The sequence below is a fragment of the Lactobacillus sp. ESL0701 genome (assembly GCF_029433445.1).
Taxonomy (GTDB): Bacteria; Bacillota; Bacilli; order Lactobacillales; family Lactobacillaceae; genus Lactobacillus.
The window spans coordinates 24092-39593 of sequence record NZ_JAQTIC010000007.1; the positions used below are offsets into that span (position 1 = coordinate 24092).

At 40.2% G+C, this 15502-nt stretch carries 10 protein-coding genes; 8 read left to right on the plus strand and 2 right to left on the minus strand.

Annotated elements, in window-relative coordinates; all coding sequences use genetic code 11:
• The first annotated feature begins 109 nt into the window (after nucleotides 1-109).
• From PT281_RS06460 to carB, 7 genes are all read left to right on the plus strand, one after another.
• A complete protein-coding gene (locus PT281_RS06460) occupies nucleotides 110-967 on the plus strand; it encodes a MetQ/NlpA family ABC transporter substrate-binding protein (RefSeq protein ID WP_277153066.1) in 858 nt (285 codons plus the stop codon).
• A 90-nt stretch (nucleotides 968-1057) separates the two neighbouring features.
• The gene (locus tag PT281_RS06465) at nucleotides 1058-1981 is read left to right on the plus strand and encodes a dihydroorotate dehydrogenase (RefSeq protein ID WP_277153068.1); all 924 of its coding nucleotides are present in this window, start codon (nucleotides 1058-1060) and stop codon (nucleotides 1979-1981) included.
• Between the two features lie 148 nt (nucleotides 1982-2129).
• Nucleotides 2130-2675: a bifunctional pyr operon transcriptional regulator/uracil phosphoribosyltransferase PyrR gene (gene pyrR, locus PT281_RS06470; RefSeq protein ID WP_277153070.1), complete on the plus strand. Its 546-nt coding sequence runs from the start codon at nucleotides 2130-2132 to the stop codon at nucleotides 2673-2675.
• A 168-nt stretch (nucleotides 2676-2843) separates the two neighbouring features.
• Nucleotides 2844-3800: an aspartate carbamoyltransferase catalytic subunit gene (locus tag PT281_RS06475; RefSeq protein WP_277153072.1), complete on the plus strand. Its 957-nt coding sequence runs from the start codon at nucleotides 2844-2846 to the stop codon at nucleotides 3798-3800.
• A complete protein-coding gene (locus PT281_RS06480) occupies nucleotides 3800-5074 on the plus strand; it encodes a dihydroorotase (RefSeq protein WP_277153074.1) in 1275 nt (424 codons plus the stop codon). Before PT281_RS06475 ends, PT281_RS06480 begins: the two co-directional genes overlap by 1 nt.
• Entirely contained in the window at nucleotides 5074-6150 is a 1077-nt protein-coding gene (locus PT281_RS06485; RefSeq protein ID WP_277153075.1) for a carbamoyl phosphate synthase small subunit, read from the plus strand. The genes PT281_RS06480 and PT281_RS06485 overlap by 1 nt, the downstream gene beginning before the upstream one ends.
• Before the next feature lies 1 nt (nucleotide 6151).
• Nucleotides 6152-9334 carry a carbamoyl-phosphate synthase large subunit gene (gene carB / locus PT281_RS06490; RefSeq protein ID WP_277153077.1) on the plus strand — a complete coding sequence of 1061 codons (3183 nt, stop codon included), beginning with the start codon at nucleotides 6152-6154 and terminating at the stop codon, nucleotides 9332-9334.
• 54 nt (nucleotides 9335-9388) lie between these two features.
• Here the strand turns inward: carB and PT281_RS06495 are convergent, their stop codons facing one another.
• Together PT281_RS06495 and PT281_RS06500 are read right to left on the minus strand one after the other, a co-directional pair.
• Nucleotides 9389-11788 (minus strand): Xaa-Pro dipeptidyl-peptidase, encoded by a 2400-nt coding sequence (locus tag PT281_RS06495; RefSeq protein WP_277153079.1) that lies wholly within the window; start codon nucleotides 11786-11788, stop codon nucleotides 9389-9391.
• Nucleotides 11789-11873: 85 nt separating this feature from the next.
• The gene (locus PT281_RS06500; RefSeq protein ID WP_277153081.1) at nucleotides 11874-12230 is read right to left on the minus strand and encodes an arsenate reductase family protein; all 357 of its coding nucleotides are present in this window, start codon (nucleotides 12228-12230) and stop codon (nucleotides 11874-11876) included.
• Nucleotides 12231-12413: 183 nt separating this feature from the next.
• Between PT281_RS06500 and PT281_RS06505 the strand changes: the two genes are divergently transcribed.
• Nucleotides 12414-15497, plus strand: a complete 3084-nt coding sequence (locus tag PT281_RS06505) for an HsdR family type I site-specific deoxyribonuclease (RefSeq protein ID WP_277153083.1) — start codon at nucleotides 12414-12416, stop codon at nucleotides 15495-15497.
• Nucleotides 15498-15502 lie beyond the last annotated feature (5 nt).

A 15502-nucleotide genomic window follows, 5' to 3' on the forward strand; every position in this document is an offset into this window, starting at 1 on the left:
AGACAACTAATTCTTGCTAGTAATTTTGATAAATGTTAATGCTGATAGTTTATTTTGGTATAATTATCATAAATTTAGGTGGATTTTTTATTAAGAAAAGGAATAAAAAATGAGTAAGAAGCGAAAGAAACATATTATTACTTGGTCAATTATTATTTTAGTTTTGCTGGTTGCCGGCTGGTTTAGCTTCGGTCCAGGAATTTCTAATAATACACCAAAGCAGCGGGTAGTGACGATCGGCGTTGTCGGCGAAAGTAATTCTGAACATGTAATTTGGCAGCATGTTGCCCAAAAGGCCAAGCGTGATTATGGCATTATCGTCAAGACCAAGGTCTTTACGGATTACAATCAGCCGAATAAGGCCTTGCGTGATGGCGAAATCGATCTAAATGCAATTCAAACAACAACCTTTATGCATACTTGGTCCAAGGCTAACCATGCCAATATTGTTTCAATTGGTAAAACTTATATTGCGCCCATTCGGCTATATTCCAAAAAGTATCACAAGTTAAGTCAGTTGCCGCAAGGTGCCACGATTGCGATCCCTAATGATGCCGCAACCGAATCGCGGGCACTTCATGTTTTAAAAAATGCTAAGTTAATCCGGCTGACTGCGGGTAAAAAGTTGAAGACGATCGCGGATATTACAAGCAATCCGCGGCATATCAAGATTAAAGAAGTCAGTGATGAGCAGTGCGCGCGGATTATTAATTCCGTTGATGCCGTAATTGTTAATAATGATTTTGCCGTACCAGCAGGTCTTGGCCCTAAAGAAACGATTTACGTTGAGCCAATCAATAAGGAGTCGGCAGGTGCAATTAATAATATCTGTACTACGGCAGCTAAGAAGAACGATCCCGACTATCAACATGTTGTAAAATGTTATCAAACTGCAGAAACCAAGAAGCTTTATCGTAAATTTTATGGTTCAATGCAGCAGGCTGTATGGGACGTCGAGTTGAAATAAAAATTAAATCTTGGCAAATAATTAAAAACGTGTAAAATAAACTGCGAAAATAATTGTAATGTCTGTGAGCATACATTTTTGGAGGTAAAGATGACTAATCTTAGTGTAAAATTACCCGGTCTATACTTGAAAAACCCGGTGATGCCAGCAAGTGGCACCTTTGGCTTCGGCGATGTTCCCGCTGCTAACAAGTTTGACTTAAATGAGTTAGGAGCGTTGGTACTGAAAACAACAACGCCGCAAGCGCGACTTGGTAACCCGCAGCCGCAAATTGCGGTTTTAGAATCTGGAGTGTTAAATTCGGTAGGATTAACTAATCCCGGAGTTAGCAAGGTTGTCAGTGAAAAAATCCCAGCTGTGCGTCAAAAATATCCCAACTTACCAATTATTGCTAGTGTTGGCGGCAGCAGTAAATCTGACTATGTGCAGGTAGCAAAAGAATTGTCTGAATCTGGTTTGGTAGATGCACTAGAACTTAATTTTTCCTGTCCTAATGTGGCTCGCGGTGGCATGACCTTTGGCGTTCATCCGGAATTGGTCGAACAGCTGACAACTGCCATTAAACAAGTAGTTATGGTGCCAATTTATGTCAAGTTAACGCCCAACGTCACCTCAATTACTGAGATTGCTCGTGCTGCAGAGGGTGGCGGCGCCGATGGTCTGTCGCTAATTAATACAGTGATGGGTTTGCGGATAAATCTTGAAACGCGTAAACCATTTTTGGGTAATAATGTTGGTGGTCTTTCAGGCAGTGGTATTAAGCCGCTTGCTCTATATCAAGTTCATCAGGTCTATCAGGCAACTAAGCTGCCAATTATTGGCATGGGCGGCATTGCAAGTGCTGAAGACGTAGTTGAATTTATGTTGGCAGGAGCTAGTGCTGTGGCAATTGGCAGTGCGCATTTTTACGATGATTTAGCCTGTCCGCATATTATTCAAAAATTGCCGGCATTGTTAAATAAGTTAGGTGTTAGCGATGTCAATGATCTTGTCGGACAAGCTCAATTTAATTAAAAATTTAATTTGACAATTATTATAATTGTCCGTATATTTAACTTAATATTCCTTTAATTAGTCCAGAGAGGCTAGCAAGGCAAGCGAGTTAGCGCCTGGTCTCATCGACTAGGTGCTTTTGTTTTAGGGATATGAGAGGAGAAATAAGATGGCAAAAGAAATTTGGGATGCGCTCGCAATGAAGCGGGCACTAACAAGAATTACTTATGAAATTATTGAACGTAATAAGGGCACCGAGAATTTGGTGCTTGTTGGCATTAAGACGCGTGGTGTGTATTTGGCTAAACGGATTCATGATCGGATTCAAAAGTTGGAAGGTGTCGATGTTCCCCTAGGGCAGCTGGACATTACCCTCTACCGTGATGATCGTCATGATGCAACTCTTAAACAGGATCCAGTTGTTAATTCCAATAGAGTTGGTGTTGCGATTGCCGATCAACATGTTGTCTTAGTTGATGATGTTATTTATACAGGGCGAACAATTCGGGCGGCAATGGACGCCCTGATGGACATTGGTCGACCAAGTTCAATTGCTGTTGCGGTTCTAGTTGACCGCGGTCACCGTGAATTGCCGATTCGAGCAGATTTTGTTGGAAAAAATATCCCGACATCTTCACAAGAACAAGTTGCTGTTAATGTTGAAGAAGTTGATGGGCAGGACAGTGTAGAATTAAAACCATTACCGGAAGAATAACATAATATAATTAATTTAATCATTCAACCATTTAATTGACTCCAGAGAGGGTCAGAAGGGTTTGAGTTCTTTTGGAGTATCTTAAAATAGGTCCAAAATCCCTTTTGATTAACCTGGAGCAATCTAAATGCTTCAGGTTTTTTGTATCTTAAAGAAAGGGTTTTGACCATGAAAAATTATAATCTTGTTAGTTTACCGCATTTTGTGAGTGTCGCCGGCTTACAGGCAGCTGAAGTACGCGCCTTGATTGACCGTGCAGAGTATTTTAAGCGTGGTGGGGCTAGACTCAAATTATCTAGACCAGTTTATGTGACCAACATGTTTTTTGAAAATTCAAGTCGAACCCATACCAGCTTTGAAATTGCGGAGCGTAAATTGGGCTTGACAGTTATTCCCTTTGATCCGGCTCATAGTTCAGTTAAAAAGGGTGAGACCCTATATGATACCTCGCTAACTATGGCGGCCTTGGGGGTCGACCTTGAAGTTATTCGCCATCCGCAAAATGAATATTACAATGAGTTAATTTCCCTAGAACCCGGGCAGCACTTAAATATTGGGGTCATTAATGCCGGTGATGGCAGTGGTCAGCACCCATCGCAATGTCTGCTTGACATGATGACAATTCACGAGCACTTTGGTCATTTTGAGAATTTGAAAGTAGCAATCGTTGGTGACATTACTAATTCTCGAGTAGCTAAAAGTAATATGGAATTATTAACTCAGCTTGGTGCGCAAGTTTACTTTTCTGGACCGGAATATTGGTATGACAAGCAGTTTGACCAATATGGGCAGTTTGCCCCGCTTGACGATCTGATTGGTCAAGTTGATGTGCTGATGTTACTGCGCGTTCAGCATGAGCGTCATGCAGGTGACCTGAATGAAAGTAAGTTTGATCCAGTGCAATATCACGAGCAATTTGGGGTTAATGAACGCCGCTATCATGCACTAAAGAAGGATGCAATTATCATGCATCCAGGTCCGATTAATCGTGATGTTGAACTGGCTGGTAAACTGGTCGAAGCACCCAAGAGCATGTTCACTTGCCAGATGCAAAATGGGGTCTTTATGCGGATGGCAATGATTGAGGCTGTAATGCGCGGTCGCCAGTTGGGAGGACTAGAATAATGGCTACAGTCATTAAAAATGGTCAAGTCTATTTGGATAACCGACTTACCCAGTGCGATATTTTAATTGAAAATGGCTGCATCAGTGCTATTGGTCAAGATTTGGCTGCTGAACAAGTCATTGACGCGCAAGATAAGCTGGTCAGTCCAGGGTTAATCGACATGCATGTTCATTATCGTGATCCTGGTCAAACGGCAAAGGAAAATGTTCATTCGGGGACGCTGGCTGCAGCTCATGGCGGTTTTACAACTACCGCGGCAATGCCAAATGTAGTGCCGGTTCCCAATACTGCTGAATTACTGCAAAAGATGATAACTAATAATGAACAGAATGGCGTCGTGCATGTTTTACAATACGGGCCAATTACAGTTGATGAAGTTGGCGATACTCTGCCTGACTATGCTGGTTTAAAAAAAGCTGGCGCCATTGCTCTAAGTAATGACGGCAAAGGCGTACAGAGTGCACAGACAATGTACAAGGCAATGCAGCAGGCAAAAGACAATCATTTAATTATTGCCGAACATGCTCAGGATGATGCTCTTTTTAATCTTGGGGTAATTAATAGTGGTTCAAAAGCAAAAAAATTTAATTTGCGACCAATTACGGAACTAGCGGAAACTACGCAAATCGCGCGTGATCTTTTACTAGCGGCTAAGACTGGTGTGCATTATCATGTTTGTCATGTTTCAACTAAAATCAGCGTTGACTTAATTAGAATTGCTAAAAAGCGTGGCGTACCTGTCACTTGTGAAGTAGCACCACATCATTTGTTATTAACAGAAAATGATATTGCGCAAAACGATAGTAACTTTAAAATGAATCCGCCGTTAAGGTCAAAGCAGGACCAGCAAGCGTTAATTAGAGGACTGCTTGATGGGACGATTGACATGATTGCCACCGATCATGCCCCACATACCCAGCAAGATAAGGCTGGGAGCTTTAATGAAGCAGCTTTTGGCATTACCGGCAGTGAAACTGCTTTTAGTGAGCTTTATACGCAGCTGGTCAAGAAGGGGCATTGCAGCCTAACGCAATTACTAGCTTGGTTAACAATTAAGCCGGCTAAAGTTTTCAACTTACAACATGCAGGTAGGATTGCAATTGGCGAACCAGCCGATATTGCCATTTTTGACTTACAGACTAAGAAAAAATTACATCAGCAGGACTACTTTTCAAAAAGTTGTAACACCCCGTTTACCGGTGACACTGTCTACGGTTCAACAATGATGACAATGGTTGCTGGGCGTGTAGTTTATCAAGCAAAGGAGCAATAATGAAGTATCTGATTTTGGAAGACGGCAGTATCTATCAGGGCGAAGGCTTTGGTGCTGCAGGTGAAGCAAAAGGAGAAGTTGTCTTCACAACAGGGATGACGGGTTATCAGGAAGCTATTACGGATCAATCTTATGCTGATCAGATTTTAGTGTTTACTAACCCCTTGATTGGTAATTATGGCATTACACTAGCAGATTATGAATCGCTTGAACCGGGGATTAAGGGCGTGATCTGTCATCAGGTGGCGCATTATCCTGATAATTGGCGCATGCAGACAACTTTGCCAGACTTTCTTAAAAAATTAAATATTCCCGGTATTCAAGGAATTGATACGCGTGCTTTAGTTAAAAAATTGCGACTGCACGGCACCATACGCGGTCAGATTGCTAATTCTGCTCGTAATGCAGCCCAAATTGCTCAAACTTTGCAAAAAGAAAATTTAACTAGGGGCGCAGTTAGCCGAGTTTCAACAACCCGCTCGTATCCGGTACCTGGCTTTAAACGCAATATTGTAGTCGTTGACTTTGGCATCAAAAATAGTATCTTGCGTGAACTGGCACAACGTGATTGTAACTGTATTGTCGTGCCGTATAATATCACAGCCGAGCGCATTCTAAGTTTGCATCCAGACGGTGTATTACTTTCTAATGGTCCCGGTAATCCTGCGGAAATGTCGCGTGCTGCGGCGATGGTACGAGAAGTTGAGCAGCAGTTGCCGTTAATGGGGATCTGTATGGGGCATCAAGTTTTTGCTTTGGCGAATGGTGCTGAGACATTCAAAATGAAATTTGGTCACCGAGGACTTAATCATCCAGTTCGCGAAATCGCGACAGGTAATATTGGTTTTAGTTCACAAAATCATGGGTACGCGGTTAAGGCAGAATCAATTGCGGCAACTGACTTAATGGTAACTCACGTTGAAGTTAATGACGGTACGATTGAAGGTCTGCGCCATAAGAATTATCCGGCATTTTCGGTGCAGTTTCATCCGGATGCAACTCCTGGACCACACGATCAGCAAGGAATTTTTGATTATTTTATGCAGATGATTGATCAACGAAAGGAAGCTAATTAACATGCCTAAAAGAACAGATATTCATAAAATTATGGTTATTGGCTCCGGACCGATAATTATTGGGCAAGCAGCAGAATTTGACTATTCGGGAACGCAGGCATGTTTGGCTTTGCGTGAAGAAGGCTACGAAGTCGTGCTGGTTAATTCTAATCCAGCAACGATTATGACGGATACTGAAATTGCTGACAAGGTTTATCTTGAACCGTTGACAGTTGATGCAATTTCGCGAATTATTCGTCAAGAATATCCCGATGCAATTCTGCCGACACTAGGCGGTCAAGTTGGCTTGAACATGGCTTTGTCTTTAGCCAAAAGCGGCATCTTACAGGAATTAGGGATTGAACTTTTAGGAACAAAACTGGCATCAATTGAGCAGGCAGAAGATCGTGAAGAATTTAAGCAATTATGCCAGCAACTGGGCGAGCCGGTCCCACCATCCAAAAGTGTTAAAACAGTCGCTGAGGCATTGGCATTTGGAGATGAAATTGGCTATCCAATAATTGTTCGTCCGGCCTTTACTATGGGTGGTACAGGCGGCGGAATTTGCAACGACCATGATGAACTTGCACGTATTGCCAAGAACGGTCTGGAATTATCGCCAGTTACTGAATGTTTAGTAGAAAAGTCAATTGCTGGCTATAAGGAAATTGAATTTGAGGTCATGCGCGATCATGCCGATAATACAATGATTGTTTGCTGCATGGAAAATTTTGATCCTGTTGGTATTCATACTGGTGATTCGATTGTCTTTTCACCATCACAGACACTGTCAGACAAGGAATATCAATTATTGCGCGATTGTTCATTGCGCTTGATCCGGGCATTGAAGATTGAGGGTGGCTGTAATGTGCAGCTAGCGCTTGACCCAAAGAGCTTTAATTATGACGTGATTGAGGTTAATCCAAGAGTATCGCGATCATCTGCTCTAGCTTCAAAGGCAACAGGTTATCCGATTGCCAAGATGGCTGCGAAAATCGCGATTGGTTTGACTTTGGATGAAATCAAAAATCCGGTAACGGGGACAACTTTTGCGGAGTTTGAGCCGTCACTTGATTATGTTGTTTGCAAAATTCCCCGCTGGCCGTTCGATAAATTTCCTAAGGCTAACCGTGAGCTCAGTACCCAGATGAAGGCAACAGGTGAGGTGATGGCGATTGGGCGTACAGCTGAGGAAGCCTTTCAAAAAGCTGTCCGGTCGCTGGAAATTGATCAAAAAGACTGCTATTCAGTTGAGGCTCATAGGGCAAGTGATGAATATTTGGAGCAAAAGCTAGTCAAAGCACAAGACGATCGCCTCTTTTATCTTGCCGAAGCCTTTCGCCGGGGCTATGCGATGACGGATATTCATGAATTGACTAAAATTAATTTTTATTTTTTGGATATCGTGCGCCACATCGTTGATATGGAGAAGACCATTGGAGCACATCCAGATGATATTACTGTACTTAAGACAGCTAAGAAATATGGCTTTAGCGACCAGACAATTGGTAAGTTATGGCATCAAACACCTGAACGAGTAAGGCAGATGCGTAAACAGCATGGCATTGTTCCTGTTTATAAAATGGTTGATACCTGTGCGGCAGAATTTGCTTCGCAAACGCCATACTTTTATTCAACTTATGATTTAGAAAATGAAAGTCAACGTGACCGTAAAAAATCAGTCTTGGTTATTGGCTCTGGTCCAATTAGAATTGGTCAAGGGGTTGAGTTCGATTATGCAACCGTACATTGTGTTAAGGCGCTGCAAAAGATGGGCTATGAAGCAATTGTTATTAATTCTAATCCAGAAACAGTTTCGACTGACTTTTCAATTTCCGATAAATTGTATTTTGAGCCTTTGACACTGGAGGATGTACTTAATGTTTGTGATTTGGAACGACCAGAAGGTGTTATTATTCAGTTTGGCGGGCAGACATCGATTAACCTGGCTGCGGGATTAGAGCAACATGGCATTAAAATATTAGGAACAAGTGTTGAAGATTTAAATCGCGCTGAAGACCGTGAATTATTCGATCAGGCAGTTAAAGAATTGCATTTAAAGCAGCCGCAGGGAATCACGGCGACAACCCACGATGGCGTTATTCGGGCAGCGACAAAACTGGGTTATCCAGTTTTGGTGCGACCAAGTTATGTCCTTGGTGGTAAAGCAATGGCAATTGTATACAGTCAAGGTGAATTAGAAGATTATTTACAGGACCATGTTGACATTGCTAGCAGTCACCCGATTTTAGTAGATGATTATTTAGATGGTCGAGAGTGCGACGTTGATGCCATTTGTGATGGCGAGCAGGTGCTGATTCCCGGAATTATGGAACATATCGAGCACGCCGGCGTGCATTCAGGAGATTCAATGGCTGTTTATCCGGCGCAAACTTTTTCGAGTGAAATTAAGCAAAAAATTGCCAAACTTACGAAGGAGTTAGCATTAAAGTTAAATTGCCGCGGAATTATGAACTTGCAGCTAATTGAGCGTAATAATGAAATTTACATCATTGAAGTTAATCCCCGAGCTAGTCGAACAGTGCCGTTTTTAAGTAAAATTACTGGTATTGAGATGGCCCAGGTTGCAACGCGAGTGATTATGGGGCAAAGTCTACGCAGTCAAGGTTATGCCGCTGGTTTGGCACCAGAACCAAAATTGGTTAGTGTAAAAGCACCTGTTTTTTCATTCAGTAAATTAGCTGATGTTGATAGTTATTTGGGACCAGAAATGAAGTCAACTGGTGAAGTAATGGGAAGTGATGTGAGTTTTCCTAAGGCTCTTTATAAGGCTTTTGCTGGTGCGGGGATGCAGATTCCTGATAGTGGCAATGTATTGTTAACCATTGAGGATCGTGATAAGGAGGCGATTTTGTCTTTAGTGCAAAAGTTCGCCCAGATTGGCTATCGGATATTTGCAACCAGTGGAACGGCGGTATTTTTGCAAAAGCATAATTTACAAGTAACCTTGCTTAGCAAAATTCATCAGCAGGAAGGTAATAATTTATTAACAGAATTGCGCAGCGGTGAGATTGATCTGGTAATTAATACAATGGGTCATGACTTAACGAAGAATTCTGATGGGTTTATTATTAGACAGACGGCAATTCAACAGAATGTACCGCTAATTACGAGCTTAGATACAGCACGCGCATTATTAACGGCACTTACAAATCGGACATGTTTAACAACTAGTTTGAAGTAAAATAGTTTAAAAATCAAAAATACAGATGTATTGGTTTACATCTGTATTTTTGTATTATTTTTGACTAAATTTAATTGCAGTTTTTGCTAAATCAACTGTATAAGTTACTTCTTCAAGTGGACGCTTAGTCATGCCTTGGTCAGTCGAATAGATGATCAGGCAAAGCCGCCCGCCAACGGGGATGCGATAATATGTCGGCTGCAATTTAAAGGTTAGGTCATAAAATTGCCCCGATTCAATCGCGGTTGGCTTCTTCATGTCGACGTAATTTTGCAGGTTCATGTGTGCCTTAGTAATTAATTTGGCATGAGTCAGCTTGTCCGGCATAAATTCTTGCAAAGTATCGGTACCAAAATGATAGCCAAGTTCTTGACCACTAGGCATAATGAATTTAGGTGTAGCAGTTAGGCGCTGACGGTCACCTAATTCAACTAAAGCGACTGAGAGTTGACCTTTGTTCATACTAGAAGAAACATGAACTGTAACTTCAGGACGACCGACAATCGTTACGGGATGAATAAATTCATCTGTTGTGAAGCGTAAGCTTGATGAAGCCCACGGCTCTTGACCACAGATAAATTGGTTTTGCCATTCACTTTCAGAAATATGGGCTTGCTTAAATTTTTGTCCGCCCACATCAACAAATGATAATTGTTTTTTACCATTGCCATCTTTTTGCAATTCACCATCATCAGTTGGGTAATAGATCACTTCTTGACCTAGATCATCGCTCCAGTCAGCTTCTTGATGCCAAATGTCAGCTTCTAGGTTGTCTTGAATCATGACAGTTGACCACTGCCTGTCAGCACCATTGTCAACTTCGAGCAATTCATGAACAAACCAAAGGTTCATAAGGTCAGTAAAGTCAATTGAAACCAAATTATTCATGTTGTAATGTGGTCCTTGATGCAGAAATAGGTGCGGCTTAATTGGCAGCGGCAGCTGTTTTACTTTTTGCCAAATTTTGTAGACATTCTTAGGTTTAACATTCCAGTCGTTCAACCCGTGAACGCTGATCCATGAGCACTTAATATTATCTGTATGATGGCGATAGTTGCGTGCTTCCCAAAAGTCTGAATATTGTCCGGTTTTGCGGTCTTCTTTAGTTAAAAGCTGCTCTTGCATGGCATCATATTTAGGCTTGATCTTCAAATAGGAACCTGCGTCCCATAAGTTAGACTGACAAGTCTCGGCAAGCAAGTCCATGTCTTCACCTTGGCAGTCTTCGGGGGCAATGACCAGACCATGCTCGCGGTAATAATCATACCAAGAGGAGATTGCGGCTTCAGATACCACAGTCTTCAGGCCCTTAACGCCAGTTGTGGCAACAGCGATTTGCAAAGTTCCGAGGTAAGAGCGACCAGTCATACCGATATTACCATTACACCATGAAGCCTTAACTTGATAAGTGCGGTTGCGGTCAGTATAGGCAACTCGATCGCCGTGCAGCCACTCGATAATTTCTTTGGCACTTTCTGTTTCTTCAGGAGAACCAGTAATTCGTAAGCCATCAGAACCGCGCGTGCCAATGCCGCCAGCAAAGACACTGGCGAAGCCGCGTGCGAGCATGTATTCGTTTAGTGGGTAAGAGGATTTGCCGACAGCTTCTTCGGTTGCCGCATGATTTTCAGAACTAGGCTGCTTAGCTTTCACGCGTGCAGCAGGTTCATATTGCGGATTAGTCCAGTCAGTGGCATCACTCAAGTTCTCATCGACATTGTGATTACGTTTAACATTATCAATAATACCGCCAAAATATGGACTAGCAGTATAGAGTGCTGGTACCTGCATCATTTCGCTTTCCACTGGGCGAAAAATGGTCGTTTGCAATAAGTCAGATTGACCATCGCCATCAGTATCAAGGTCACTTTCCACATAGACAACCTCGCGAATTACGTTGCTGGTATCAAATATGGGTAAGCTTTTGCCGTTAAATAAGATGAATTTACTATCAGGGATACCAAGAAGTTTCTCGTGAAAGTAACCTTTGCCAGCCATGACGTCAATTAAGAGCTGACCATTTTTAGTCCGGGTATTTAACAAGCGGTAAAAGGCATGAATTAATTCATCCTGATTATTAAGGCTAGAAACAGCTGGCAGGGCTTGCTTAGTCATGAAGCCCAGTGGGTCAGACAGTTGATAGTCATAGTGAACATGATAACCCAAAAGCTGTAGGGCAATATTGTAAAATTGGTCTGGTGTAATGGCTTTTGGATTAGTCGCTAAAAAGTCTGCTAGGGTTTGGGTATCAGAAACGGCAAATTCGGCTAGCTTGGCTTGTCTAGCAAAATCCGCGGTAGGATTAACTTCTGCAAGTGTGTTCTCAACTAATTCAGCGAGCAACTCGCTAAAAGTCAGCTCTTGGTAATTTTCTGGTAAAAATTTGATAGTAAGTAATTCTTGTACCTGCGTTTGAAAATCAGTTTCAACATAGGCATATTGATTGTATTTCATACTGTGCTCCTTTTTTATTTCCTATTATAAAGGTTATTGCAGGCATAGAAAATAGACAAAATAAAAACGAGCATTAAGCTCGCCCTTATAGCCAAGTATCTTTGTAAACATCTTCATTAAAGCCACAAGTTAATTTGTCGCCATCAACAACTAATGGACGTTTGATTAACTTGCCGTTCTTGGACATCATCTCAGCTGCTTCATCAATGGTCATACTTGGTAATTGATCCTTTAAATGCAATTTGCGGTAGTCCATGCCGTGGGTGTTGAAGAAGTAGCGCAAACCGCGGTCTTGGTGGTCAGTCATCCACTTAACTAGGTCTTCTTTTTTAGGTGGCTGTTCTACCAAGTCTTGAAAGTCGACGTCAACATCATGTTCGTGGAGCCACTTTTCAGCACTGCGCGAGGTTGAGCAACGTTTATAACCATAAAATTTAATCATTTTTGTACCTTCTTTTTATAGTAATTATTATCAATTATAACAATTAATTAGATTAAAGGAGAATTTTTAAAATTGAAGGATTCAAGTTTTGTCATTCTTTTTACTAAAATCTTATTAATTAATTGTATAATACATATATACTTAAGAAAAATACTACTTTTAAAGTTAAAACAAGGGAATTTTATGACATTTGAGCATAGCGAATTAAAATTTGAAGATGAACTAATTGATTATTTAACTAAAATTGGCGGTGATAAGCAATGGACTTATATGTCAGAAATAAAAGCTACTGACCAATTATGGGCGAATTTTAAGCAAATTTTAGAGCAAAATAATCAGGATAAATTAGATCAACCATTAACAAATAATGAATTTAACCAAGTTAAGGTACAAATCAAGAATTTATCTACACCTTATGAAGCAGGGCAATTTTTATACGGAATTAATGGAATTTCCCAGGTTGAAGTAGATTTGGATAATGGCAATCATGTTTTCCTTACTGTTTTTGATCAAAGTCACATTGGTGCAGGTAATACTGTTTATCAAGTTGCTAATCAAATTTGGCGTGAACCTGTAATAGTAGGCCGCAAAAAACGAAGATTTGATACAACCCTATTAATTAATGGTTTGCCGATTATTCAAATTGAAGAAAAAGCTGATGCTCACGATGCCAAAGAAGCACTTAACCAGATGCAACAATATATTTCGGAAAATCAGTACAGTGATATTTTTTCAACAGTACAGATTTTAGTTGCATTAACGCCGCATGATGCACGTTATATGGCTAATACTACTTTGGATAAGTTTAATACAGACTTTGCTTTTCGTTGGCAAAGAGAAAAAGACAACCATCCAGTATATGAATGGCGTGAGTTTGCTAGACAAATGCTCTCAATTCCGATGGCCCATGAAATGGCGACTAACTTTATGATTTTAGACGGTACAAAAAATCATGAAAATGTTAAAGTAATGCGTCCTTATCAGGTATATGCAACTAAACGAATTTTAGAAAAATTACGGCATCATTCTTTTGGCTTTGACCCTAAAGAGGTTGGCTATATTTGGCATACAACAGGTTCTGGTAAAACCATTAGTTCATTTAAAGCTGCTTGGTTAGCTGCCAGATTACCTAATGTTGATAAAGTTGTTTTTGCGGTTGATCGAAAAGCATTAACTAAACAAACTTTTGAACAGTATTTAGCCTATGATCCAACAGCAGATACTGCTGCTGGTGGGTCAATTTCTAAAACCAAAAATCATTATGATTTGGGCCGGCAATTACGGTCTAAGAGCAATAATATTATCGTGACTTCAATTCAAAAATTATCTAGTCTTGCAAGTCATAAGGAGGTTTATGGTTCTGATAAAAATATTGTCTTTATCATGGATGAAGCACATCGTTCTACTGCTGGTGACATGATGCAAAAGATTAAAGCAGCATTTCCAAAATCAGCATTTGTTGGTTATACAGGAACGCCAAATTTTGATGCTAAAAAAGGTCCAACTACGCAAGAAATATTCGGCGACCCGCTGCATATCTACACCATCAAGGACGCAATTTCTGATAAAAATGTTTTAGGCTTTAAAGTTGATTTTGAAACGACTTTATCAGAAGAAGTGATGAAGAACCAATATTTACCAAGATACTTTAAATGTAGATACCCTAAATTCTCCTCAGCCCAAATTGAAGAACGAATTACTAATTTAACACCCGATGATATGGACGAGATGGTGGAGCCAAGTGTTTATGACCGAAATTCTAGGCATGTTGAAAAAGTAGTTGCGGATATTTTGGAAAAGTGGGATAAGCGTTCCAATAAGGGGCAATATAATGCATTACTGACTACACATGTTGGACAAGGTTCTTCATCAGAAATGGCAATGATGTATCTTGATGAATTTAATAAGCAGATGGCAACTATGGCTAAACCATTAAAGGTTGCTGTAACTTTTAGTCAAAGTACAAGTAATGATGATACTCAATTAGTTAATAATACTAGTTTAAGAAGAGCAATGGATAATTATAATTCACTGTTCAATACCAACTTTACAGATGATCAAGTAGATGATTATGAACAAGACCTAATGTCTAGGCTCAATCGCAGTGCAGATGATCGAAACTACCTAGATTTAGTAATCGTAGTTGATCAATTATTGACGGGTTTTGATGCTCCTGAATTAAATACTCTTTATGTTGACCGAACGCTGAAAGGATCAGCGTTGATTCAAGCTTATTCAAGAACAAATAGGGTTCATGATATGCAGAAAAAGCCGTTTGGTCGCATTGTTAATTATCGCTGGCCTAAGAATGCTGAAAAACTAATGAAGCAAGCTTTAGCAACCTATGCTGATAGGCAATCTGCTTTTGTACAAGAAGAATTACCTGAAGTTGCAGCAACATCAATTTTAGCCAAGTCATACGATGAAGAAATTGAGTCATTAAAGAAGACAGTAGATGAATTAGCTACATTAACTAATAACTTTGATGATATTCCTCATAGTGAAGTTAAACAAAAGCAAATGTATAACACTCTGAACAATTACAGTCACTCAATGGCTAGAATTAAGCAGGACGAAAAGTATGATGAGGAGCATCCAGAAAAATTATTGCAAGAATTAGGAATGTCTGAAGATGATGAGGCAAAACTAACGGGCGCCTTCACTAGTCAAATAAAGGAATGTGTAGCTAAAAGCCGACATTTAGACGTTAGTGATTTAACCTTAGAAATGGAACACATCAAAGATATTGATGTTGACTATGACTACCTCGATGAGTTAATTGCACAATTGGCAAATCAAGTTAATGATGAACAAATGACTGAAGCAGCCAAAACCAAACTACAAATTGAAAACTTGAGTGCACAGTTAGATGATGAAAAATATGCTAAAGATGTTCAAATTGTAGCTAATGATCTGATGGCTCATAAAGTGGATATTCAAAAGTATCCGGTTTTATCAGAAGAAGTAAAACAGTTAATTAAAAATCATACAGAGAAGAACCATCGAACAGAAATTTTAGACTTTAAGAAAAAATGGGGTTTAGTTGATATTACTGATTCACAAAGAATCAATGAGTTATTGGAAAAACACGTTGTTGGCCAAGATGACTTAGATGTTGAAGGTGGTCTATCTAAGATAGTGCAGGAAGGCCAACAGAATTATCAAAATGACGCAGAAGATGCAATGGTTAGAGAGCTTAGTAAAATTAAATATCATACTAAATTACGTCAATCATTTAAAAAATTTGCAGATCAGTTAAATAAGTAAGGGAG

Coding starts and splice junctions, on each gene's coding strand:
- PT281_RS06495 (WP_277153079.1), bottom strand. CDS start 11,788: ATGAAATACAATCAATATGCCTATGTTGAAACTGATTTTCAAACGCAG.
- carB (WP_277153077.1), top strand. CDS start 6,152: ATGCCTAAAAGAACAGATATTCATAAAATTATGGTTATTGGCTCCGGA.
- PT281_RS06505 (WP_277153083.1), top strand. CDS start 12,414: ATGACATTTGAGCATAGCGAATTAAAATTTGAAGATGAACTAATTGAT.
- PT281_RS06460 (WP_277153066.1), top strand. CDS start 110: ATGAGTAAGAAGCGAAAGAAACATATTATTACTTGGTCAATTATTATT.
- PT281_RS06480 (WP_277153074.1), top strand. CDS start 3,800: ATGGCTACAGTCATTAAAAATGGTCAAGTCTATTTGGATAACCGACTT.
- PT281_RS06465 (WP_277153068.1), top strand. CDS start 1,058: ATGACTAATCTTAGTGTAAAATTACCCGGTCTATACTTGAAAAACCCG.
- PT281_RS06485 (WP_277153075.1), top strand. CDS start 5,074: ATGAAGTATCTGATTTTGGAAGACGGCAGTATCTATCAGGGCGAAGGC.
- PT281_RS06475 (WP_277153072.1), top strand. CDS start 2,844: ATGAAAAATTATAATCTTGTTAGTTTACCGCATTTTGTGAGTGTCGCC.
- pyrR (WP_277153070.1), top strand. CDS start 2,130: ATGGCAAAAGAAATTTGGGATGCGCTCGCAATGAAGCGGGCACTAACA.
- PT281_RS06500 (WP_277153081.1), bottom strand. CDS start 12,230: ATGATTAAATTTTATGGTTATAAACGTTGCTCAACCTCGCGCAGTGCT.